We start from the raw sequence: 23,971 nt of genomic DNA on the forward strand, positions 1-23,971 counted from the left end.
ATCTCTTTCCTATCTTCATCAGCAAGGTGAAGGGGTGGGTAAGGGTTAGCTCTTCGAAATTGATTTCGCGGTCAGACCGAAGAGCGTTCTAGCAGCGGACAGTCGACCAATTGCTTGTCGGCAGTGATCGGCTGTCCTGCTGTCAGAGCGGCGAGCGTCTGGACTCCCAGAGCGCCCATTTTTTCGAATGGCAACGCAACCGTGGTCAGCTTTGGCCTGAGGTAGGCTGCAATGAGTTCCTGGTTGTCGAAGCCGATCACGGCGATGTCTGCGGGGATGGTCAGTCCCCGTTCCTTGATGGCGTCGTAAGCGCCCATCGCCATGCGGTCGTTGAGGCAGAACAGCGCGGTTGGCCTGTCCTCCTGTGGGTAGCGGTCCAGGATGCGGCACGCGGCCTCATACCCGCCGTCCGCCGTGGCAAATCCGGGCACCACGAGCTCGGGGTCCAGCTCGAAACCGGCTTCGGCAAGTGCTTCGCGTGCACCCTCCAATCGCCCGATTGCTGCGGGAATAGCCGGGTCCAGGTTGATGACTCCGATCCTGCGGTGGCCGGCCCGGAGCAAACGTTCGCCGGCGACCCTGCCGCCGGCGCGCTCGTCCGGGACGATCGAGGGGAGCTTCCCGTCGGCGTCGAAGCAGTTGATCAGGACGGTGGGTACTTCCTTGGTGCTTTCCGGCACGTGCACGCCACGGTGGAACGTGGCTGCGTAGAGAAGTCCTTCCACGCGCTGTTCCAACAGCTTTTCAACGGCTGCGTCTTCCAGGCCCTGGTTGGGTCCTACGGCATCGGCCTGGTCGGAAGGCGCGATAAGCAGGAACCGGCGGTCAAGCCAGGCTTGGTCCTGGGCGCCCTTGATGATGTCCACCGCAAACGGGGCCGTCACGATCTCGGTGACGAGTCCATACCAATCGCTGCGCTGGGAAGCCAGTGCGCGTGCTCCGGCATTCGGGCGGTAACCCAATGCCTGCACGGCATCGTTGATGCGGGTGCGCGTTTCCTCAGAAATACTGGCGTTTTCGCGGTTGCTTAGCACGAACGAGACCGCAGTCCGGGAGACACCGGCATGCTTGGCGACATCACTCATGGTGACACCCCGCTGCCGCACAGCCGCGGCATTGTTGAGGTTCGTGGTCTTCGCCATTGAATGCTCCGGTGGTCTTCGTGGACCCCGGGTGAGTGCCAGGGATTGGGCCTGAGGTGTCCCGCGCTGGCGGTGGAGTAACGCGGGTTACCTGACAGCGATGTGAGCCAGGTTACTCGCGTTACTAGAAGGCTGTCAAGGACTCGACGAGACTCACCATTAGTGCTCGCGAAACGGGGTGCACGCCTCATTTGAGAAACGCTCGCGAAATCACGGGCCGCTACGGGCACGGCGGTGACGATGAGGGATGGACCTGTCGATGGCAACGCGTAGGGAAATCACGAAGAAGCACGCAGCCGATTCTGCGAAGTCAACGAAGAACGCCAAAGGATCACGGGACTCATCGCCCTGGAAGGGCGGCATTCTTGGGTGGGCGAGGGGACGGATGCGGCACCAGCACGATTGGTGCAGGATCGCCGCATTCTTTGTGGGCGGAGGCCCATGTTCTGCTGACGGTGCCATCGGTCCCGGTGGCAATTGGGGTTGTGTCAGCGGAACCGGTGGCCTGGCTGACCGTATCCTGCATCCTGGTGCCCGTCGGGCCTGATTACCCCAGCACGGCAAGGCGGGCCTGTGGAGAACCTGGAGAATCCTTCCGTGCCCCCAGCCCCCGTTTCCTGATGGGCTCTGCGTGCTCCACTCCGGGTAGGGCGGATCCAGGGCCTGATAGATGACGACTGAGCCGCGGGCGGCGTGCGTGCAAAAGCGGCATTGCTGGCGTTTCCTTCGGCGACCCTCGAGACCCTCGGGTCAGGACGGCTGTTCCTTATTCGTAGAACTCGATCCGCGGCTCGCCCTGCATGCCGGCTTGCTGCATGGCATCTTTCAGTTCGGGATTGCTCAGGTAGGCGCGGGCTGTTTCGAGTGAATCGAAGTAGTGGAGCACCATTATGTTGTTGGGGTCGTCGGCCATGCGGTGCACTGAATGATCAGTGACGCCGCCGGACTGTCGCAGCCCGTCCGCCGAGTCGTAGACCCTCCGGAAGGTGTCGTAGTCGGCGAAGCGGTGGAGGAGGGTGACGAGTGCCATGGGAAACTCCTTCAAGTCGTTCCGAGATCTTCTTGGTGAGCAACGTAAAGCTAGACCCGGGAGGAAGAGTGGTCAAGGTATGCGCGGTTGGTCAGTGCCGACCAGTGTCGCGCGGTGCCGGCAGAGCAGGACGCCCGGGTCGGTGCAGAAAGGAGCAGGGTTGTAGCCAAGCTTCGCGCACCATCATGCAGACAGACAGACCGACAGACCGACAGACCGACCGAGTGCGATGTGTCGTCGGCTTCCTTCTGGGGGCGAGGATTGGGGCGCGGGCCTGACGTTCCGGCGCTTCGCAAAGAGATCAGCCGGAAAATTGTGAAGCTTGGTCCGGCAGGTTTAACGGCCGCGGGGGCAGCGTCCGGGAGCGCATCGGCACGCGTAGTGCGGGGCTGGGCGCTGCGTCGGCCAGGATGGCGGAATCCATCCCGGTTTCAAGGCCGGCCAATCCGACCAGTTGCTCGGCGCCGTTGTAATTGTGCCGAGCATGTGTGCGGAAGGGCTTCCTGGTCTCACCGGCGATGCCTCGCTGCTCCTCGTCCCGCTCGTCCGGTTCCTGCCCGTCAGTGATCCACGCGTGCGTGCCACGGTCTTGGCCAACGCCGATGAACTCACCAGGAACGGACTCCTGCGCTACCGCCCCGAGCGGACGGCGATGGACTCACCGGTGCTGAGGGGACCTTGACTATGTGTCCGTGTTGGCGTGTCTCAGCCGTCGTTGAGGTCGGAGAAGTGACCCGCGCCGAAGCACTGTGCGAACGCCTGCTGTCCCACGCCAGTCCACTGGGGACCTACGCAGAGGAGCTGGATCCTGTGTATGGCCGTCACTTTGGCAACTTAGCACAGGCGTTCTCCCACTTGGCCATCAATTAACTCGCTCATGCACCTCATTCGCGCGGAAGAAACGGACGGTGCGAGGCAATTCTCCCCGCTTCACCGCAACACCTAAATGTCTCCGCCCAGTCATAGCCAGCGAGCTCCTCGGCGACACCCTTGGCCATGGTCTCGATGTCGTCGTCGGCTTCCGAGTACCGGCCGCATGTGCCTGCCAAATCGCTGTACGCCCAGGTGCTTGAGCACTTGGTGCCGCCGCCGGTGTCGGTGTCCTTGACGCTCGTCGCGCCGCTCTGGACGCTTCTGGGACAGGGCTTGGCGATACCCATAGCGCAGACAACTTCGGCCGGGCACACAGGGTGGGCCTGTGTACCCGGCCGTGTACCGGATCCGCCCGCTGGCGGATCCGGAGGTGGCTTACGCCGCCAGCGGCATCGCCTCATGGCGGGCCTCGACGACGAGCGACTGCCCGTCGACCGAGACGGCCACTTGGCCGCCGGACTGAAGGTGCGACGCCACGAACAGATCCGCGATCCGGTCGTCCAGCTCGCGCTGGATCACGCGGCGCATCGGCCGGGCTCCGTATTCGGGCTCGTAGCCTCGTTCGGCGATCCAGTCGACGGCCGTTTCGCTGACCTCGAGACTGATGCCCTGGGACTGCAGGCGGGCTTCCGTCTGGCTCAGCATCAGCCGAACGATCCGGCGGAGCTGCGCTTGGTCCAGCTTGCGGAACAGGACGATCTCGTCGATCCGGTTGAGGAACTCCGGCCGCATCGTCTCGCGCAGCCGGCTCAGAACCCGGTCCCGCAGCGCCTTCTCTGAGCCGAAGCCGTTGCCCTCGTCCGCCTTGGATACAAAGCCCATCGCGCCGCCCTTGCTGGCCAGGAACTCCGAGCCGAGGTTGGAGGTCATGATGATCACGGTGTTGCGGAAGTCCACCATGCGGCCCTGTCCGTCGGTTAGCCGCCCGTCGTCGAGCACCTGGAGCAGCAGGTTGAACACATCCGGGTGGGCCTTTTCCACTTCGTCGAGCAACACCACGGAGTACGGGTTACGACGGACGCGTTCGGTCAACTGCCCGGCTTCGCCGTAGCCCACGTAGCCCGGAGGGGCTCCGACCAGCCGGCTTACCGTGTGCCGTTCGCCGAACTCGCTCATGTCGAAGCGCACCATTGTATTCTCATCCCCGAACAACGACCCGGCCAGCGCCTTGGCGAGTTCGGTCTTGCCCACACCCGTCGGGCCGAGGAACAGGAAGCTGCCGACAGGCCTGTCCGCGTCCCCCATGCCGGTGCGGCTGCGCCGGACCGCCTTTGCGATCAGCGTCACGGCGTCGTCCTGCCCGACGATCTGCTGATGCAGTTCCTCCTCAAGCCTGGACAGGCGCTCCCTGTCGTCTTCTGTGAGCCGGCTGACTGGGATACCGGTGGACCGGGAGATGATCCCTGCGATCTCCGCTTCGCTGACGACGGCCTCGGCGCCTTCCGAAGCCCCAGGTGCACTGGAAATCGCAGCGGAGAGCTTCCCGTTCACTGCTTCGATCTCATCCCGCAGCCGCGAGGCCTCTTCATAGCGTTCCGTGGCGGCGGCGTCGTTCTTCGACTTTTCCAGGGTTGCGAGCTGCTCGCGAAGAACAGCCACGTCGGTCTGCGAGCCGAGTTTGATGCTCAGCCGCGCACCTGCCTGGTCGATTAGGTCGATGGCCTTGTCGGGCAGGAAACGGTCCGTCACATAGCGTGCGGAGAGTTCGACGGCGGCGCGGATTGCGTCGTCGGTGTAGCGGACGCCGTGGTGTTCCTCGTACCGTCCGCGCAGGCCGTCCAGGATCTGTACGGCGTCCTCGATGCTCGGCTCGCCGACCTGTACGGGCTGGAAGCGGCGTTCCAGTGCCGCGTCCTTCTCCACCTTTCGGTATTCGTTCAGCGTAGTGGCGCCGACGAGGTGAAGTTCACCGCGGGCCAAGCGCGGCTTCAAGATATTTCCTGCGTCCATGCCGCCTTCCCCCGCGCCGCCGGCTCCGATGACCGTGTGAAGTTCGTCGATGAACAGGATGATTTCCCTGGCGTGTGAATCGACCTCGTCCATCGCCTTGGTCAGCCGCTCCTCGAAGTCACCGCGGTACCGCGTTCCGGCCAGCATGGCCGGCAGATCCAGGGCAATGACGCGCTTTCCGCGGAGCTGTTCGGGCACAGCACCTGCGGTGATCGCCTGGGCCAGCCCTTCGAGGATCGCGGTCTTGCCCACGCCGGCTTCCCCGACCAGGACAGGGTTGTTCTTGGTGCGCCTGGCCAGGATCTCGATGGTCTGGTCGATCTCGGCGCTCCGGCCGATGACCGGGTCCAGGCGGCCCTCGCGAGCATGTGCCGTGAGGTCGCGGCCGTAGGTGTCCAGGGTCGGGGTGTCAGACCGGGCGGCAGCTGCCTGCGACAGCCCGGGCTCCGGGCCGGTCGGCGCGGCCCCACGCCGAGCGGATTGCTCGCGTGGACCGGACCGCAGGAACTCCGGCGTCACCCCGGCCGCGGCGAGCACCTGCCCGGCCGGGGCCTCCTGGTTGAGGACGAGCGCGAAGAACACGTGTTCGGGATCGATGTAGGTCGAGCCGAATGCCCGGGCAACCTGGTAGGCGTCGAGTAGGGCTCGCTGGGCTGACGGTGTCAGGGCCGGCGTCGTCTCCGCCCTGGCGGTTGCCTGCTCTGGGAGACGCTCCTCGGCCGCCATGGCGATGGCAGCAGGTGCCGCGCCTGCCTGGCGGATGTAGTCGGCGGCCGGTTCCCTTTCGACCATGACACGCAGGATGTGCAGCGCATCCACATGGATGTGACCATGCTGGGCGGCGAACTGTGCGGCACGCGCGAGCACGTCATGGGTGCGCCGGCTCAGCAGTCGGGTGATGTCCATCGGGTGCCCGGGGCCGGCGGCGCGTTGTCCCTGCAGGTAACGGGCAAGGAATTCGTCGAACGAGCCGTGGCCGGACTCGGCCGGTCCAAAAAATGCAGCCATGAAACCTCCGTAAAAAAGTTGAGTGTAGTTGACTCAACGTTGGGAAAACGGATTTATTCCCGCGTGTCAGCGGGCTCCCGGTTGTGTTCGGCTGCGGCGGATCACGGCGTCGGAGACTGCTACACCTACGAGTGGAAGCACGGCCCCCATAGCGGCAACGAAGGTCGGAAGAAGAAAGCTCAAATTTGCCAGGACCACCAAGCCTCCGACGCCGGCGAGATCAGATGGTTGGCGTTGGCCCAGTACCTGTCGAATAAAAAAGCCTCGGCCGGATCCACGCACCCCGGCCCAGCTGGACGAGGAGATAGCTCGCAGCAAAGAGCCAGCCGAAGGTGCCAAACGCTAAGCCGATTGAAGCGTTCATGAACAGTGTGACCAGCATGACGATCAGCAGCATCCACTGCACCTCAAGCCGCGAAGTGTTCAGCAATGTAGCGGCCCAGGTCGTGTACACCCACACCTTGTAGACGGCAAGAAGAAGCACAAATGTCGCACCGGCCCCCACCCACGAGTGATACTCCAGCAAATGGTGGGATAGCTGCGATAGCGCGAAGACAAAGACCAGATCGAAGAATAGCCCAAGGCTTGTAACCCGGTCTCCGGAGGTCGCGGAACGCATCAGCGACCTGGCACGGAACATCAGTATCCTCCACTGTGATAGGAGCGGACGGATGCCCCCTCCTGTTGTCGAAAGACTGACACGGTCAGCAGAGAGGTCAAGGGGGAACCCGGCAGAGACGTGGAACGGTGCACCGTCCGGCGGCGCCGTGGAGCCGGTACACGCTGCCTCGGCCTCTCGACAGATTCAATGGCCCCCGATTGAGTTCGGCCTTGATGCGGCGATTCGCCAGCAGCCCGTCCTCCTTTGCGCGGAACGTGCGGTTAACGCGGGCCAGCTTCTGCATCAGTAGCGCCCCTCTTGAGTGGCCGGTCCAGATACAGGCTATGTAGCGGTGCGGGGTCGTAGCCGGCGGGCATTATGTCCTTGACAATCACCAGTTCCAGTTCGTAGTCCACATCCTTGATCCGCTCCTTGACCGTGGCGTTCGCAGCGTCGCGGCGCACGTGGTCGGAGACCCGCGGTACGTCGGATGGAGCGCCGGAGCAGACCACCTTGATCTTTCCCTTGGCGAGGCAGTCGGCCTCCCACGATCACCGCGCCTTGCCGGCGCCTCGATGAACTTGCCCGTCCTGGCGCTGCGGTTCTCCCAATGCGCCACCAGGTCCGAGGCCAGCGCGGCAATCCGGTGACGCGAGGGCTTGGCCGCTGGAATGCCGGGCCCAAGCCCTCGCAGGTTAGGTTTAGTTGGCCAGTCCGACTTCCGGGAACCTGTTTAGCGTGGACGTAGCCCTCTTCCTGACCCGACGGGCGAATGTCTCCCGCCCCCGTACGGTTAGACGGCCGATGCTAGCGAAGGAGGTTCAGCGCCGCATTGACGATGGATGCTTCGTCGATGCCGTGGATCCGGTATGCGTCCTGTAGATCAGAGGACTGCCCGAAGTCCTTTACTCCCAGAGAGACTGTGCGGTCGCCTCGGGCTCCGGCCAGGAAGGACAAAGTGTGCGGGTGTCCGTCCTGGACCGTGACGAGGGGCGCGGGTGCGTGTCGTGGAAAGAGGCCGTCTATGATGTCGAATTCAATCGCCTTGGTTCCTTGGTTTAGCGAGTTGCGGCGCTGGAGGGATTCGAAGACCAGGTCAGGAGAGGTGAGGCAGACGACGCCGGCCATGATGCCAAGTGCCTTCAGCCGTGTGGCCGAGGCGATGACTTCGGGCATGATCGCTCCGACGCCGACCAGGGTGACCCTGTCCTCGACCGGGTCGTGGTCGCTCAGCCGGTACCCGCCGGCCACCGCGTGCCTGCGACGCCGCTCCAGCAGCAGCGCGTCCGTCGGCATGGCGGCCAGAGCCTGATCCAGTGGACGGGTGGTGAGCCGGAAGTAGGCTGAGCGTCCTCCGGGAATGCCGATCCTGCTCATGGCTTGGAGCATGCACCATTCCAGATCCTGGGCGAAGGCTGGCTCCCAGGCTGTGCACCCTGGCTGTTCCAATCCGATGGACGGGGTGGTGAGGGACTGGTGCGCGCCGCCCTCCGGTGCCAGGGTCACCCCTGACGGCGTCCCGATCAGGATGGACTGGCCCCCGGCGTACATGCCAAAGGACCATGGTTCGAGGGCGCGGGCCACGAACGGGTCGTAGATGGTGGCGAGAGGAATCAGCGGCTGGCCCCAGCGGCTCCAAGTCGTTCCGAGTTCGGAGACGAGGCCCACGAGGTTCGTTTCGGCGATGCCGAGTTCGATGTGTTGGCCGTGGGAGTTTTCAATCCAGCGGAGGACCCGTTCCGGGTAGTCCGCGAACCAGTCCTGGCGTTCCCCGACGGACCAGACTCCGGTTTTGTTGATCCAGCCGCCGAGGTTGGTGGAGGAGGCAACGTCGGGGCTGCAGGTGACGACACGGTGGGCCACCTCAGGGGCTGCCCTTTTCAGGTCGGAGAGGAACCGTCCCAGTGCGGCTTGGGTGGAAATTCTGTCGCCGTAGCCCCATGGCAGGGAAGCCGGGATCTGGAGGGGTGGGGCCAGTGCGGGTTGCCGGCGCTTGAGGCGGAGGGATGCCTGGGTGCAGGCCCGTTCTTCGACCGTGCCCGGCTGAAATTTGCACCATGGATCGTCAAGGTCCATCCCGGAGATCGCCGCCAGTGTTTCCATCTGATCTCTGGACAGCAGCGCTGAGTGGTTGTTCGGATGTCCTTCGGTGGCAAGGCCGCGGCCCTTAATCGTGTAGGCAAAGATGACGGTGGGCCGGGTGGGGTCGACCTCGTTGTAAGTATCGAGCAGCAGTCCGATGTCGTGTCCGCCGAGATCACGTACCGCCACAGCCTGTTCCCCTGCGGTGAGCGAACTGAGCAGGGTTTCCATGGCCGGGGTTGAACCGCTGGCGCGCAGACGGTCGAAGACCTCCGAGTCGGGGGAGCGGAGCAGCCGCTGGTATTCCTCGTTGGACATGGTCTCCAGCCGGCGGCGTAGATCCACACCGCCGGGACGAGTGAAGAGTTCCTGCACACGGGTTCCCCACTTCCGGGTCAGGACCTGCCAGCCGGCGGCTTCAAACATGCCCCGCAGGCGCATGATCTGGGAATCTGGTACCACCCGGTCCAATGACTGCCGGTTCAGATCGACGATCCAGAGCAATTCGCCGAGCTGCGCCACCGCCGGGTCGGCGACAGCTTCCCAGATGGCGCCTTCGTCCAGTTCGGCGTCACCCAGAAGCCCGATAAAGCGGCCGGACTTGCGGGATTCAGCGTACCTGTCGCTGACGAAGCGGTGTGACATGGCGGCCCAGATGGTGGCCGTGGCCCCGATACCCACACTCCCGGTGGAAAAGTCCACCGTGTCAGGATCCTTTGACCGGCTGGGGTAACTCTGCAGGCCGCCCTGCTGCCGAAGTGTGCTGAGTTTGTTTTCGTCCAAGTCGCCCAGGAGGTAATTGATGGCGTGCAGGACAGGGGAGGCGTGGGGTTTGACTGATACGCGGTCCGCCTCGGTCAGCTCGGAGAACCAGAGGGAGGTCATAATTTCAACCATGGAGGCGCTGGAGGCCTGATGGCCGCCGACCTTGATGCCGCTGGTGTTGGCCCGTCCGCGGTTGGCGGCGTCTACGATTGCGGCGGCTGTCCAGCGCACCCGCCGGGCGATACTCTCCAGGACTGCTGTCCCGAACGCTGCATCCTCAGGGCCCGCGGTGTCCGGGCGCGCTGTTGTGGTCTGAAAATCTTCCACCCTCATGATGGTCTCCTGTACAAGTAGGCGTTCCACGCCGAATTTTGGTCCGTCGGCGATGGATAGGGAACACGGTCTGCAGTTTCCGATGGATTGTGTTCTTCGCCCACGGACGGGCCGGTGTGGGCCGTCCGTGGGCGGTGCAACGACGGGTTTGGTCACGAGCGCCGTATGCGCCCTCCTTGAAGGCTGAAGCCATCCCAGGCAGGCCCCCGACGATGAGGGCAATGCCCTGCTTCCTCCTGCGGCGAAATAGCATGCCCCAGCGACGAACGCCTCCGGATGTTCGTCAGGGCACCAGGATGGCCCGGCCGCGCACTTTGCCCGCGTTGAGGTCGCTGATCGCCTGTTGGAAGTCGTCGAGGGCGTATTTCTGGGTATGAAGGGTGACGGCACCCCGCGCCGCCAAGGCCATCAGGTCCTGAAGGTCGTTGTAGGAGCCGACGAGGTTGCCGATGATGTTGATCTCGGCTGAGACGATGTCGATGGTAGGGACGTCGATGTTCTCGCCGTAGCCCACCACATAGTAGTCCCCGGCCTTGCGCAACATGGCAAGGCCTTGGGCGGTCGCGCCACCTTCGCCAACGAAGTCGATGAGGGCCTCCGCCCCATGACCGCCGGTGAGGGCAAAGACCTGCTCGACCTGTGACCCGTCAGCCAGGACGCCCTCGTGTGCTCCGATCTTCTTGGCCAGCTCCAAGGCGGCAGGGTTTCGGTCTACAACGATGATGCGGGCCGGTGTTAGCGCTGTGAGGACTTGGATTCCGATGTGGCCCAGCCCTCCGGCGCCGATGACAACGCATGTGTCCCTTGCGGTCAGCCTCTTAGCCGCCTTTGCGGCCGCGTGATAGGCGGTAAGGCCGGCATCGGCCAGGGCCGCGACGTCGGCGGGTTCCAGGGAGTCGTCGATTTTTACCACGGAGCGGGCGGATGTCAGCAGGTATTCGGCGTATCCGCCGTGGGTGTCGATACCAGGGAACTTGCTCTGCTCGCAGTGCACGTCGTCCCCGGAACGGCAGGCCCGGCACAGGCCGCACGTGATGAGGGGGTGCAGGATGACTTTGTCGCCTTCCTCAACGTTGGTGACGGCGCTTCCGGTGGCGTGCACCCAGCCCGCGTTCTCGTGCCCGATCGTGTATGGCAGCTCAACCTGAGACTTCTCGGCCCACTGGCCCTCCAGGATGTGCAGGTCGGTGCGGCAGACACCGGCTCCGCCAATTTTGACTACGACGTCCAGCGGCCCGGCCACCTCCGGGATGGGTGCCTCGGTCATTTTCAGGCCTTCGTGGTAGCCGACCACCTGGACGGCCCGCATCGTATTCATCGGGTGTTCTCCTTGACTGTGAGGGAAAGAAGGTTGTGGTGATCTGCCGGTTCCGCCCCGTCCGGCCGGTCGGTCTGGTCCGCGCCCGAGCCGGCGTAGCGGGTTCGCAGCAGGCCGCGGCAGAAATGGGCGTTCCCGTCAATGGATATGCGCGTGGAACGCGCCCGCCGCAACGCCATCGGCACTTTGTCCGGCGGGTAGGGGATGTTGTTATGGTCAACGAGGACGACGGCGGAAGGTTGCGCCGGCAGCCCAAGCGCCGTCCGCCGTCGTACTAGAGCGTCTTTGGTCCGGCCGGCGGGCAGGTCACCAAGCCGCACCGTCCCGACGCTCTCTTCTGCCAGTGTGGGATCGGCCCGCAGCAGTTCGGTGAGGCAGCGCTCCATCGCGGCGGTGTGCGCTTTGCGGCGGAACGTCCACCGCAGCTCCTCCAGGCTGTCCTCCGCTTCGTGGCCGAAGGTGCCGCAGTATCCTGCGTCGGCCGCGAGGCCGGCGTTGATGAGGTCGGAGTCGTGGTGGTCATCGAGCTCGACCACCACCTTCGCCACCCCGGGCAGCGCCGAGATCACGTCCTTGCTGTCGGACGCCATCAGGTAGGCGAAGTTCGGCGAGCAGAATGACGTCGGCAGACGCAGGTGCACGGTCACCACGGCGCCGGCCAGGGAGCCGGTGATCTCGAGGGAACGGACGAAGCCCAGATCGGTGATGGGCTCGTCCAGCTCGGGATCCAGCACGGCCCCTAGCGCCTGGCGGACGTCCTCTGTTGTCACCGCCACGTCCCGGCCGGTGCGCTCCGTCAACGCCGCCGTCATGCCACGCCCGCCAGGTCCGCGCGTTCCGGCTGGCGGGGTCCTGTCTTTGTCTCGTCCGCGTCCGGGAGTTGGAGCTCTGCGGGCACCGGGATGTCGTACATTTTCGCCGCGTTGAGTCCGAGGATCTTTTTCTTCTGGTTCACGGTGAGCGGGGCGTACTCGGTCATGTCTTCGGGGATCTGGAAGTCAACGAACCGCTCGATCAGCCACCGGGGTGACCAGATGGCGTAGTCACTGGAGAACTGGATCCGGTCCTCCCCGATCCAATAGATGAGCTCGCCGATGATCTGGGCGAAGTACCGCGGGCGGGTGTGCATGAAGGGCATCGCGACCGCCAGGCCGCCATGAACGTTGGGTTCCTGGGTGGCGATCCAGCAAAAATCCTCGAGCCGGGGCAGGCCGACGTGCTCCACCACAAAGTTCAGGTCGGTGAAGTCGGAAGCGGCGTGGTCGACGTCGGCGACATCGAAAGCGTCCCGGTCCAGCGGGCGGACGGTAGGACCCTTGTGGATGTGGATGTTCTTGATGCCAAGCTTGCGGCACTCCTCGAAATACCGGTAGGACCAGGGATCAGAGAGCTTGTACCCGCGGGACTCGCCGCGCCATTCGGCGGTGTAAGCTTAACCCCCTTGAACTTCATCTTCTCGTGGTCGGCGCGGAGCCGGTCAAGGCCGGCCTCGCCTTGGCGCGGGTCATAACAGTGGTTGTAGGTGAGCTTGTCCGGATGCGCCGCGGCAAGGCCGTACGCCTCCTCCACCTGCGCGAACCCGTTCTGGTAGAACTCCCCGAGATAGGCCGGCTGAAAGATCGCGTGGTCCACGTAGCCGTCGACGAACAGATCCTTCATGAGGCGTTCGCCGCCCTGGTAAAGGAATTCCTCGTAGGACCAGTGCTCCTCGTCCGGACCGAGGTTGCGGTGGTAGTCGTAGAAGCAATCGATGAACTGCTTGCCCTGGATATTCCGCTGGTTCTCCGGGCGGGCGTCCCACAATGCGATATGGGCGTCAACGATGAAGTAGTTGTCGCCGTCTTTGCTGTACATGTCTGGTCTCCTTCTGGCGACTGCCGTAGTCGCCACGTCATCGAGACTAGGCTGGTGGAACAGCTGCCAACATGTGGCGTGTGTCTCATTTTGAGACGGTTCTCTTCCCGCTGGGATCGCGATACAAAGTAACCTCGAAGTATGGAGACGAGGAGGACGGCGATGATGCCGAATAAGGACGAGGGGATTGTCAGCCCGGCGCTCCATTACGCCGGCCAGCTCGCCACTCCTGACATACGCCTCCAAGCTTCCTGGCAGCGGAGCGAGGAATATGGCGTTTCCGCCGAAGTAGTGGATCCGACGTGGGCTGGCTCCGCAGAGACTGAGTCTCTGTTTTTCCAGTGCGGTCAGGAAGTGCTCACCGGCCTCTACAGCACTCTGGCGAACGAACCCTTGAGCCTCATGCTTACCGATGCCAACGGTTTGCTCCTCAACCGCTTCAGCGGAGACACCTCCCTCTTGCGGGCGCTCGACAAGGTCCATCTGGCGCCAGGGTTCGCATTCTCCGAAAGGGAGGCCGGGACCAACGGCATGGGATTAGCGTTGGCGGACCGCATCCCGACCCTTGTCCGCGCTGAAGAACACTACAGTGCCAGCCTCCGGACTTACACCTGTGCGGCAGTCCCTGTCTTCGATCCGGTTAGCGGATTGCTGGAAGGGAGCGTCAACATCACAACATGGTCCCGCTCATCCCCGCAATTGCTCCTGGCGTTGGCAGAATCAGCTGCGGGCAACACCTCGGCACTGATGCTCGCAAGGTCGCAGGGCCGCAAAGGAAGGCCCGGACCAAAGGGCGGCGTCTTCCGCATCCAGAGAAGCAAACTCGAGCCAGCAGCCGGAACAGTGCGGAAAATGTCGTCAGCTTGGACAAACGCCCTCGATCATGCGACACAGGCCTTGGCGGCCGGACGGGTTGTTGCGGCTGTAGGCGAGCAGGGTTCGGGGCGCGCAACTCTGCTGGCACAAGCCTTGCGGCAAATTCAACCCGGGAGCCGTATCATCTCAGCGGCCGCTCCCGCCCCCGGCGACGTCGACGCCTGGCTGTCCTTGTGGGCCCCCGAACTGGGCAAACCAGCAACCGCCGTCGTAGTCGAAAACGTAGACCTGTTGCCCGCGTGGGCAGCACAAGAACTCCACGCCCAAGCCCGCAGCGCAGTTCGGGCCCTTCCCGTCTCCCAGAGCGGGAGCGCGCCAAGGCTCGCGTGGGCCGTTACAGCTGCGAGGCACGATGGCATCCCGCAACCCCTAGCAGGCATGGTCGATACGGTGATTTCTGTTCCCGCTCTGCGGGAACGCGGCGAGGATGTCCTGCACTTGGCCAGATACGCCGCCCGCCAAACCCGCCTGCGGGAAATCAACTTCACTGCTGCCGCAGAAAAAGCACTGATTGCCCATAGCTGGCCGGACAACATAGACGAGCTTTTCACCGTCATCAACGCCGCCGCTGCCCAGACAGAGACCATCGACGTCAGCCATCTGCCTGCCTACCTTCTGGGCGGGGGGAGCAGCCTGCACCTGAGCCGGATCGAGGCGGTGGAACGTGACGAGATCGTCCGCTGTCTCTCCAAGCACGGGGCTACAGTAAGCGGGGCGGCAGCTGAATTGGGCATCAGCAGGGCGACCATCTACCGCCGCATGGCCAGACTGGGGATCACAATCCCGAAGTAGGCAGTCCCGGACGGACTCCTTGGGACCTGGTTAGCTTCGCGAAACCACTGCAAGCAAACGGCTAGCCGTGCGCCCACCTCGAGCGAGAGCCGCGCGCAGGGGCATTCAGCACAGGCACAGGCGGTCGACCAAGGACTAGTGCATCAAAATGATCCCGCTGGTGGAAAGGGCCCGGGGCAGCAACGCCGCCCCGGGCCACAAGCCGGCGCACATGTTCGTAGGGGCACCCCGAAACGAGGATAAGCTGGGCCGCCTCCGGCAAATGCCGGATTATTCACCTTCGGCGACCGACTGGCGCCGGTGACGTTCCCGTTGGCCGTACGCCGCCCGAAGAATGTCGTCCTTTGACTCGAATCCCGAGCCCAACGCTCCACCGATGAGCGCCGCCGATGCCGTCATCCAGGCAACTTCCGCAAAATCCCAAACAGCCACGGGATGTTGCAGGGTCTGCGCCAACAGCGTGTCGTCGATAGTGAACGCCGCGGCCAGCATCACGGCCACCAACAGCAGGAGGTAGCTGATCAGGACGCCGATGATCAATGACCACACCGTAGAGCTGTTGTATAAGGAAGCCTTGTATCGTTCGATGGGATCGTTGCGCCTGGGACTTTCCCACAGGTCGTGTTGGGTGATTATCCAGAACACCATCGAACTGATCGAAAGGACCATCAACAATGCCAGCCTCGGCGCACCCAGCAGGTCTGCGAGTTGCCAGATTGTGTTCGTGACAAGCGCGAAGGCGCCTGTGGCGATCGCGGCGGCCATGGCGCTTCTTAATCCGAAGACCAGCCGCCACGGACGGTTCGCCCGCAGCATGCCCGCCAGCAACCGTCCGCGGCCGAGGCGGGTTGCCGAGACGTAGCGGAACCCAATTGGCCCGTCGTCAATAACCGCGGTTTCGATACGCCGCGATTGGTGCAGTGAGGGCGGACCGAATTCGCTGATGTCATCGTCCGGATCGAAGTGGCGGTGTATCGCCCACGCGAGGTCGGCGACGGCAGTGCGGACCCGGCGGTCGATGTTGACGGCGCCGAGCGCGGGCACGGAAACCAGGGAAATCAACTCCCCGAGCGCGACTTCCGCGACCACAGTGCGGCCTTCGAGACGAATCGGAAGATCGGTTAGGCACACCATGACATCCCATGCTCGGCGGATCCGGTGTGCTGCCAAGGAGTCCAGCATCGGCGCCAAGCCATTGCCAGCCGTAAAATCCTGGTACTCGATGATCACGGACCAGTCGTGGCGCTCATCGGCAAGGTTAAGCAGATGGCCCACTTCGCGGCCGTTACGCTCGGCAAACTCGGCGGTGACCTCCGGTTCGGCGAGCACGCCCAGCGTACGTGCACTGGTGGAAATTTTCGGCATGCCAGGCCTCCTATGGTTCGGTGTGTGTCGCCAGCAAACTGGATGCCAGGGCTTGTCGGTTTCTTAGCGGATAGGGACTGTCTTGCTGGACTTTCAATGTCATCTGCCCTGACGCGCGATGGCCGGTCCATCCCGAAGGAGGCGCAGGTGCTCGTGGATCATTGCCACGGCTGTTGAGCCTTCACCGGCGGCAGCCGTTACGCGTTTCACCGACCCATGCCGAACATCACCGGCAGCGAACATCCCCGGGATGCTGGTTTCCAAGGGCAGCTGGCTGCGGCCCAGATGGCTGAACTCAGGAGGAAGGTCCTGGAGGTCAGCCCCGGTGAGAACAAATCCGTGGCCATCCAAGGCGAGCGCACCCTGCAGCCATTCTGTGTGCGGCTTGGCCCCGATGAAAATGAAGAGATAACGGGAGTCGAAGATGCGCTGTTCGCCTGTGGCCGCCAACTGGACGACGATCCGTTCAAGGGCGCTTGAACCGTCCACGCCGACGATGTTGGCCCCCAGTAGCACCTCTATGCCTGGGTGTTCTTCGATTCGTTCCGCGAGGTACCCCGACATGTCCGCGCGGAGGTCTGCCCCGCGCACCACCAGCCGCACTGGTGCTCCTATTCCGGCCAGGAAAAGGGCGGCCTGTGCTGCGGAGTTTCCACCCCCGACGACGGCCACCGGCTGTAATCCGCAGAGCCTGGCTTCATGGACAGTAGCGGCGTAGAAGACACTGATCCCCTCGAATTTCTCCAGCCCGGGGACTGGCAGCCGGCGGTAGCGAACCCCGGTTGCGAGCAGCGCTGCCCGTGAGGAGGCAGGGCCGCTCTCGTGGAACTCGGCACGGATCTCGCCGTCTTTCAATTCGATGGTGCGTGCCCGGCAGGCGACGTTGATCTGGACTCTGAACTTGCGGGCCTGAATGATTGCTCTTTCAGTGAGTTCACCCCCTGAGATTCCGGCGGGAAAGCCGAGAAAGTTCTCGATCCGCGGCGACGTGCCGGCCTGCCCACCTATCGCGAAGCCCTCCTTAAGGACGACCGACAACCCGTCCGACGCCGCGTAGACGGCGGCCGCCAGGCCGGCGGGGCCGGCTCCGATCACCATGAGATCGTACGAAGCCGAGTGCTCTTTCACCGCGCGTAGGCCCATGGCAAGGGCCAGGTCTGCGTTTGACGGGTTCTTGAGGACCTGCGAGGCGTTTAGCACCACCACCGGCAGCTCATCCGCGAGTATCCCGGCCCTGTCCAGGATGCCCTGCGCCTGCTTATCATCCTCCAGATCAACCAGGCGGTGAGGCAAGCGGTTGGCGGCTGCAAATTCCAGGAGTCGAAGGGTGTCACGGCTGAAGCGGGATCCAACGATGCGGGTGCCCGCGCCCGCGCTGATCAGCAGGATCCGGCGCTGAAGAAATGCTCGCAGGATGGTCTCGCCCACCGCGGCGTCCGTCAGCACGGCACGACGCAGGTCGTCCCCGCTGATTTGAAGCACTTCGCCCGCCTCGGCGGACACAGTGCTGACAAAGGCCGGTTGCCCCTCGACCAGGCCCAGTTCCCCGAGGAAGCGTCCCGGACCGTGAACTTCCAGGATCCGGGTGCCGGGGCCAAGCTCCGCAGGCTGTCTACCCCCGGCGGCGTGTAGCCCCTCGACCACCACCACCGTGCCCTGCAGTATGACGAAGAAATCTGCCCCAACCGTCCCCTCCTGGATGAGGACTTCTCCGGTCACGGTAGCCCGGCTGGTGCCGGCGCGGCCCAACAACTCGATCTGGGCTTGGCCGAGCCGTGGATAGGCGCCCGAGACATCCGGCGTTTCGGTTAGCGTAGATCGTGCGACAGGTTCCATCAGCTGGACGCGCCTGCCGGCATCCTAGACGAATGTCTCATGGGGGTAGCACCAGCGCCAATCCTCGCCGGGTTCCAGGGAACGAACGATTGGATGCAACTCGGTTGCGTGAGCCCGGGCGTGCCGCATTGGTGAGGAGTCACAACACCCTACATGGCCGCACGTGAGACACAACCGCAGATGAACCCAGGCAGTGCCCAAAGACAGGCATTCCTCGCAGCCTTGCGGTGTGCGCACCCGAACCGGACGAATCCGCGCCAGATGCGGATCATGAATTCCGGCAATCATGTTGGCTCCTACGTCGGTCCGGCCGTGCAAACGGGCTCAGGCAGATGGGGGATCAGGCCCTCGCGCAAGCCCGGAGGCCCTTGCCCCCGTTGACAGGCTTTAGCCCATCGAGAGCCTCGTATCGGGGCTTTCGCCCAGCCTGCGCAGTCCGGCTCCGGAGGCGATCAGAAGTATGCCGAAGAGAATTGCGAAGGACGAGAGCAGACCCAGGAGACTCAGGATGCCCGGGCCGGGAAACATGACTAGGAAAAGGCCGAAAAGTGTGGTGACGATGCCTGTGATCAGCCAGAGCCACCACAGCCCAACGGTCCTTTTGACTTCGAAGGCGAGAGCCATCTGGGAGATACCGAGAATAACCGCCCACACACCGATTACGAGCGTGAGCGAAAGGGCGGTGATGCCCGGCCAGACGAACGCGACGAGACCCGCGAGCACGGAGATGATGCCGCCTACCAGTTGCCAGGCGGACCGGCGCCTCTTGCGCGTGACGTAGTGCACGATGTTCGTGGCGCCGTCAAAGACAGCGTACATTCCGAAGAGGATCACCAGTGCGAGTACGGACACTCCGGGCCAGACGACAACTAAAATGCCGAACAGGGCGGCCGCAATGCCCCGGATAATCAGCGCACTTCCTGATCCCTTAAACAATTGTTGTGCCAGTGCGTCAGACATAGCCAAACCTCTGTTTCTGGAAATGGTTCATTCGTAAACTTGCCGGCCGGGGCTTCTGCGCAGGCTCTAGCCCTTTGCGGTGCTCCCCAGAGTGACTTTCGATGACTTAGTGTCTTGCCCGCGCTGGAACTCGACATCGGACTGCTGCCCCGGCTCTTTCTTGCGGATGGCGGCCAGGAGGTCGGTCACGCTCGCGATCTTCTGCCCGTCGAACTGGGTGATGATGTCTCCTGGTTGCAGTCCCGCTTTGGCTGCCGGTCCTCCGCGGGCAACTTCGATGACCAGCGCGCCCGACGTTGTGGGGAGGCCAAAGCGGCTTGCCACCTCAGGAGAGATGTCGGTCGGAATAATCCCAAGGACCGCGTGCGTGGCCACCCCGTTCTTCAGTATCTGGTCCGCTACGTCGGTCACGGTCGCCGCGGGAGTCACGAACCCGATGGACACGGCCCCCGAGCTGGGCGGCAGATACGCTTCCGAGAGCCCGATGATCTCCGAGCTGCTGTTGACCACGGCTCCACCGGAATTGCCCGGGGAGATGGGCGCGTCCGTCTGGATAAGGTCGATAAGCCCCTGCGGCGATCCCTCGGACGGTGGCATATTACGGTGAAGTGCGGAAACGATGCCTGCCGTGACGGTCTGTTCCAGCCCCAGCGGACTACCAAGAACAACCGCCAGCTGCCCGACTTCGGGAAGCGGCGTTGAGAACCTGGCGGCCGGAAGGTTGCCCCGGTCAGCCTTCACCACTGCCACATCGGTTGGGTCGTCCACACCGACGACGGTGGCCGACGCCTGGGATCCGTCCGCGAAGTGGATCCGGACGCTCTTGAACGGCTTCTTTTGCTGGTCCTCCACCACATGGGCGTCCGTGACGATCGTGCCGTCGCTGCGGTAGACCACTCCGCTGCCGATGCCTCCTGATGTTTGGATCGTGACCACGGAGGGCTCGACTTCCCTAACGATCCCAGGAACGGCTGAAAGGTCCCCTGTGGAACTGGAACTTCCAGCGCTGGCGGATTGTGATGCCGGAGCCGGATGCGACCCTGTGCAGGCTGACCCGAACATGAGTAACCCCGCGCCCAGAATGGCGGTCCACACGCTCCTCCCGGCTGGCCCCCGGAGCGGGGCCTTGCCGTCGGCGGCCGCTGGTCTGCTCATACTCATTGGATTCCCGATGCCTTCTCTGGCTGTCTACGGCAACACGTGTCAGTTTGAGTCTCCTCCGCCGCCATCGCCCCCGCATGGCCCCGTGACGTCTAAAAACCCCCCCGGGTTTGAGTCCCCCAGGTCAAATCCGAGGCAGCTGGTGTGCGCTTCCGTCTCCCGCTTGATGTGAGCCGTGCAATGTCTCGGCCCGTCCGTGCGGACGCAGGCGCCAGGCACGCGTGGCAACGTGCAGGTTGAGGCGGGTCTCGGGGTCGGCAAGGTTAAAACCGGTGATCTGCCGGATGGACTTCAGCCGGTATCGCAGCGTGCTCCGGTGAATGGCGAGGCTGTTGGCCGTGTCGTCGTAGTTGCCGCCATGATCCAGGTACTGCGCCAAGGTGTGCACCAGGTCAGATCCCCGGCGAGCATCGTTGCTCTGCAGTGCACCCAGCCACTCCTCGACGTAGTCCGAGAGGTCAGTTTCGCTGCCGGGCATGTCGAGGATGCGGTATATCCCCAGCTGGTCGTAGCGCGTGAGCCCATAGGGGTCGGTGGAATGTACCCGGATGTGCAGCGCACGCAGGGCCTCCGCGTAAGAGCGGGGGAGCTGGGTGACATCGCGGCTCGGGCCTCCGACGCCCACAGCTCCCGTGGCACTACGCAGAGTCCTTGCCGCAACATTAAAGAGCTCTGTATCAAGCGGATCCCCCGTAGCCACGGCAAGGGTTATTTCCGAACGCCGTGAAACGAGCGCAGGGGTCTGGAGTTCCCGCAGGGTCCTGCGCAGAGCGACCGCGACCGTATCGTCCGTTCGAAGCGGTTGCCACTGAGCGACGATGACGTGCTGCGAACTCGTGATGTCGTATCCCAATGCCTCGGCACGCATGACTGCGGTCTCCTCATCCATACCGGACACCAATTCATATACCAGGTCGCGCCCCAGCTTCAGTTCCAGCTGGGCAATGCTGCGGCGGTGCGACAACTCGACCTGCAAGAGCCTGGTCCCATACTCCAAGGCGAAGACATCGTCGGCCGTGTAGGGCCTGCCGTTCTCGAGCAAGCACATTGCCCCGAGCACGTCCGTGTCCGGCAGAACCAACGACACGAGCCCCCGGGGTTCTCTGACCGGCAAACCGAAGGCGAGCCAGAGCTGCACCGTCCGCGACCTGTCGGCCGCGCTGGGCCGGGGGTACGGACGCCCGGATTTGGTACCGGCCGCGGCGCGGATATTGCCGAACCCGTCCTCAGTGCAGACGGGGCGCCCCGTCAGAACCGACAGCACTTCCGCGATAAGGGACTCCCGCGACGTCGTTTGTCCGAGGGGGGCAGTGAGAGTGCCATCCAGGGCGTTCTGGATCGACGTTCGGGTTTCGAGCTGCAGTACCGTCTTAGAGAGGATACGCAGGCGATCGTCCATGTCACGGGCATTGGAGAGCAGGGCCATGTGCTCCTGCTGGTGTGCTCCTGCCGTTTCCCCAGTTGGGCCAGGGGCAGTTGTCCTGGCCGTTGCGCGTAGCTCGATCATCTGGGCGGGATTCGGAGTCGTGCCGGCATATAGGACAAGGCAGCCGTTCAGTTCTCCGCTGTCACCAAAAATGGACAGCGCGTATCGCCACGCCGGGCCTGTGGTGGCGAGTGTGGCATCCCTGCCTTGGAGTTGGCGGAGATCGTGGTCGTGGGTTGTCGGCGCCCTGTTGGGGCTCGGAAGCAGGTGACCATCCACCACAAGATAGCAAGCCGCTACATGGCAGAATTCCAGCGCAGAAATTGAGTGTACGGCCGCGTCGAGAATCTCCTCGGCCCTTAGTCGATCGAACATTGGGTTGACCTGCCAGTCGCTGTGCACAACTGAGGAACTCGTTCGTAGGCGAGATGCGTGACGGCTGATCCCCGAAGAGTCCCCGCGTCTTCGCAGGATACGCCTCTTGGACCTATCCTGATAGGTCAATTCCCTGGAGCATATTTGGACCCTGGAGGGCATGCCGTTGCTCCCGTGCAGGGGGCAGACTCACCTATAAGGCCCCATGACAAAAGCCCTTTGAGCCGCCTGGCCCAGCAGGACAGGGTGTGGAATCATGCGGTGCAATTTCGGGCGGACGTCGCCACAGGACAGGAACACGCCCTCTAGGACCGGAGCGAGTCATGGCCAAAGCAGTAGGAATTGATCTTGGAACAACCAACTCAGTGATCGCCGTCTGGGAAGGCGGGGAAGCCCGCGTTATTCCCAACGCAGAGGGAGCCCGGACCACTCCCTCAGTTGTGGGGTACACAGACAACGGGGAGCGGCTTGTGGGGCAACTGGCCCGCCGGCAGGCGATTCTGAACCCCAAGGGAACCATCACGTCGGCCAAGCGGTTTATCGGCCGACACTATGACGAGATCTCGGATGAGGCCAAGGCCGTGAGTTTCGATGTCGTAGCGGACGACAACGGCGTGGCGCGTTTTCAGGTTCAGGGCAAGAAAGTAGCCCCCGAAGAGGTCAGTGCGCTCGTTCTCCGCAAGCTAGTGGACGACGCCGCGAAGCAGTTGGGCGAAAAAGTGACGGAGGCCGTCATCACGGTGCCAGCGTACTTCAACGACGCACAACGCACGGCGACCAAGGACGCGGGCAGGATTGCCGGGCTCGAAGTCCTGCGAATCATCAACGAACCGACTGCAGCGGCCCTGGCCTACGGCATCGATAAGCGCCAGCACGAGACGGTTTTGGTTTTTGACCTGGGCGGCGGAACCTTCGATGTGAGCCTGCTGGATGTGGGGGATGGGGTTGTGGAGGTCCGTTCCACGGCGGGTGACACGCACCTTGGCGGCGACGATTTTGACCGCCGCCTTGTCGATTACCTGGCCGACGACTTCCAGAAGGAGGCGGGCATCGACCTCCGGTCGGACGCCCAGGCGTTGCAGCGCTTGTTTGAGGCGGCCGAGAAAGCGAAGGTTGAGCTGAGTTCTGTGACCCAGACTCAGGTCAACCTTCCCTTCATCACCGCCGACGCCACGGGTCCGAAGCATTTGACGACCACCGTTCGGCGCTCCGTTTTTGAGGACATCACCCATGACCTGGTGGAACGCACCATGGACCCGGTCAAGCAGGCAATGACGGACGCAAAGGTTACAGCGAACGACATTGATGAAGTAATTTTGGTCGGCGGTTCCACCCGCATTCCCGCGGTACAGAACGTGGTCCGGCGTTTGACCGGCGGCAAAGATCCCAACATGAGCGTCAATCCGGACGAAGTCGTGGCTATCGGCGCGGCAATCCAGGCCGGCGTGCTCAAGGGTGAGGTATCCGATGTCCTGCTCTTGGACGTTGTGCCGCTTTCCCTGGGTGTCGAGACCCGCGGCGGCGTCATGACCAAGATCATCGAACGCAACACGACCATCCCCGCCCGGCGCAGTGAAGTCTTCTCCACAGCGGAGGACAACCAGCCCGCCGTTGACGTAGTGGTCCTTCAGGGCGAGCGTGAGTTGGCGGCGGATAATCGGGTGCTGGGACGGTTCCAGCTGAGCGATATCCGTCCGGCGCCTCGCGGGGAACCGCAAGTGGAGGTCACGTTCGACGTCGATGCCAACGGCATCCTGAACGTCACTGCGCGCGACAAGGACACGGGCAAGGAGCAGGGCATCACCATCAGTGAGGGCTCCAATCTCGACGCCAAGGAAGTCGAGCGCATGATTGCCGAGGCCGAGTCCCACAGGAACGAGGACGTGCAGAACCGAGAGCGGATCGATACCCTCAACGAACTCGATGCGGTGGCCTACCGCGTTGAGCGGACGGTGAACGAACTCGGTGACGCGGTCCAGGCGCACGACAAAGCCCGGGCGGAACTGCTGGTTGGCCAGGCGCGCGACGCCGTCACCAACCAGGCCGATATTGGGACCGCGAGGGAACTGATTTCCGAGCTTCAGCAGCTGCAGTCGGCGCTGAGTGCCTCGGCCGCCTCCGCTGCCACGGCAGGGGCAGGTCAGGGATCCCCATCTCAGCCCGGGGCGTCGACTAATGCAGATGACGATGACATCGTCGATGCAGAATTCGATCGTGGCTAGGC

Annotated in this window: 17 protein-coding genes and 2 pseudogenes; 3 read left to right on the forward strand and 16 right to left on the reverse strand. The window is 63.5% G+C overall.

The window, feature by feature from the left end; genetic code table 11:
- Positions 1–71: 71 nt before the first annotated feature.
- A complete protein-coding gene (locus ACHMXB_RS04840) occupies positions 72–1,142 on the reverse strand; it encodes a LacI family DNA-binding transcriptional regulator (RefSeq protein WP_395403224.1) in 1,071 nt (356 codons plus the stop codon).
- Between the two features lie 766 nt (positions 1,143–1,908).
- Entirely contained in the window at positions 1,909–2,172 is a 264-nt protein-coding gene (locus ACHMXB_RS04845; RefSeq protein WP_395403226.1) for an antibiotic biosynthesis monooxygenase, read from the reverse strand.
- A gap of 484 nt (positions 2,173–2,656) precedes the next feature.
- Between ACHMXB_RS04845 and ACHMXB_RS04850 the strand changes: the two genes are divergently transcribed.
- The gene (locus ACHMXB_RS04850) at positions 2,657–2,854 is read left to right on the forward strand and encodes a hypothetical protein (protein ID WP_395403228.1); all 198 of its coding nucleotides are present in this window, start codon (positions 2,657–2,659) and stop codon (positions 2,852–2,854) included.
- Positions 2,855–3,056: 202 nt separating this feature from the next.
- Here the strand turns inward: ACHMXB_RS04850 and ACHMXB_RS04855 are convergent, their stop codons facing one another.
- From ACHMXB_RS04855 to ACHMXB_RS04890, 8 genes and pseudogenes are all read right to left on the reverse strand, one after another.
- The gene (locus tag ACHMXB_RS04855) at positions 3,057–3,332 is read right to left on the reverse strand and encodes a hypothetical protein (RefSeq protein ID WP_395403229.1); all 276 of its coding nucleotides are present in this window, start codon (positions 3,330–3,332) and stop codon (positions 3,057–3,059) included.
- An 88-nt stretch (positions 3,333–3,420) separates the two neighbouring features.
- On the reverse strand, positions 3,421–6,003 hold the full coding sequence (locus tag ACHMXB_RS04860) for an ATP-dependent Clp protease ATP-binding subunit (RefSeq protein ID WP_395403231.1): 2,583 nt from the start codon (positions 6,001–6,003) through the stop codon (positions 3,421–3,423).
- Between the two features lie 220 nt (positions 6,004–6,223).
- Entirely contained in the window at positions 6,224–6,643 is a 420-nt protein-coding gene (locus tag ACHMXB_RS04865) for a low temperature requirement protein A (RefSeq protein WP_395403233.1), read from the reverse strand.
- 208 nt (positions 6,644–6,851) lie between these two features.
- Positions 6,852–7,250 (reverse strand): annotated as a pseudogene (locus ACHMXB_RS04870) (UvrB domain 3-containing protein); the annotation flags it as partial.
- A gap of 161 nt (positions 7,251–7,411) precedes the next feature.
- Positions 7,412–9,784, reverse strand: a complete 2,373-nt coding sequence (locus ACHMXB_RS04875; RefSeq protein ID WP_395403235.1) for a transketolase-like TK C-terminal-containing protein — start codon at positions 9,782–9,784, stop codon at positions 7,412–7,414.
- Positions 9,785–10,067: 283 nt separating this feature from the next.
- Entirely contained in the window at positions 10,068–11,102 is a 1,035-nt protein-coding gene (locus tag ACHMXB_RS04880) for an NAD(P)-dependent alcohol dehydrogenase (protein ID WP_395403237.1), read from the reverse strand.
- Entirely contained in the window at positions 11,099–11,914 is an 816-nt protein-coding gene (locus tag ACHMXB_RS04885; RefSeq protein WP_395403238.1) for a metal-sulfur cluster assembly factor, read from the reverse strand. The genes ACHMXB_RS04880 and ACHMXB_RS04885 overlap by 4 nt, the downstream gene beginning before the upstream one ends.
- A pseudogene (locus ACHMXB_RS04890) lies at positions 11,911–13,163 on the reverse strand (amidohydrolase family protein). The gene ACHMXB_RS04885 and the pseudogene ACHMXB_RS04890 overlap by 4 nt, the downstream one beginning before the upstream one ends.
- Here ACHMXB_RS04890 and ACHMXB_RS04895 point away from each other — a divergent pair.
- Positions 13,119–14,624: a helix-turn-helix domain-containing protein gene (locus ACHMXB_RS04895; RefSeq protein ID WP_395403240.1), complete on the forward strand. Its 1,506-nt coding sequence runs from the start codon at positions 13,119–13,121 to the stop codon at positions 14,622–14,624. The pseudogene ACHMXB_RS04890 and the gene ACHMXB_RS04895 sit on opposite strands and share 45 nt — an antisense overlap.
- A 270-nt stretch (positions 14,625–14,894) precedes the next feature.
- Here ACHMXB_RS04895 and ACHMXB_RS04900 read toward each other — a convergent pair whose 3' ends face one another.
- From ACHMXB_RS04900 to ACHMXB_RS04925, 6 genes are all read right to left on the reverse strand, one after another.
- On the reverse strand, positions 14,895–15,989 hold the full coding sequence (locus ACHMXB_RS04900; protein ID WP_395403242.1) for a hypothetical protein: 1,095 nt from the start codon (positions 15,987–15,989) through the stop codon (positions 14,895–14,897).
- Positions 15,990–16,088: 99 nt separating this feature from the next.
- Positions 16,089–17,825 carry an FAD-dependent oxidoreductase gene (locus tag ACHMXB_RS04905; protein ID WP_395403244.1) on the reverse strand — a complete coding sequence of 579 codons (1,737 nt, stop codon included), beginning with the start codon at positions 17,823–17,825 and terminating at the stop codon, positions 16,089–16,091.
- Positions 17,826–17,849: 24 nt separating this feature from the next.
- Entirely contained in the window at positions 17,850–18,113 is a 264-nt protein-coding gene (locus tag ACHMXB_RS04910; RefSeq protein ID WP_395403246.1) for a UBP-type zinc finger domain-containing protein, read from the reverse strand.
- 99 nt (positions 18,114–18,212) lie between these two features.
- Positions 18,213–18,785: an HdeD family acid-resistance protein gene (locus ACHMXB_RS04915; protein WP_395403248.1), complete on the reverse strand. Its 573-nt coding sequence runs from the start codon at positions 18,783–18,785 to the stop codon at positions 18,213–18,215.
- Between the two features lie 66 nt (positions 18,786–18,851).
- Positions 18,852–19,721 (reverse strand): S1C family serine protease, encoded by an 870-nt coding sequence (locus ACHMXB_RS04920; RefSeq protein ID WP_395403250.1) that lies wholly within the window; start codon positions 19,719–19,721, stop codon positions 18,852–18,854.
- 349 nt (positions 19,722–20,070) lie between these two features.
- Positions 20,071–21,372, reverse strand: coding sequence for a PucR family transcriptional regulator (locus tag ACHMXB_RS04925; RefSeq protein WP_395403252.1), 1,302 nt, complete (start codon positions 21,370–21,372; stop codon positions 20,071–20,073).
- Between the two features lie 698 nt (positions 21,373–22,070).
- On the opposite strand from ACHMXB_RS04925, the gene dnaK reads away from it, so the two are divergent.
- Positions 22,071–23,969: a molecular chaperone DnaK gene (gene dnaK, locus ACHMXB_RS04930; RefSeq protein ID WP_395403254.1), complete on the forward strand. Its 1,899-nt coding sequence runs from the start codon at positions 22,071–22,073 to the stop codon at positions 23,967–23,969.
- Positions 23,970–23,971: the final 2 nt, after the last annotated feature.

It is taken from the genome of Arthrobacter sp. UC242_113, from assembly GCF_044054585.1.
In the GTDB taxonomy this organism is placed as follows: Bacteria; Actinomycetota; Actinomycetes; order Actinomycetales; family Micrococcaceae; genus Arthrobacter.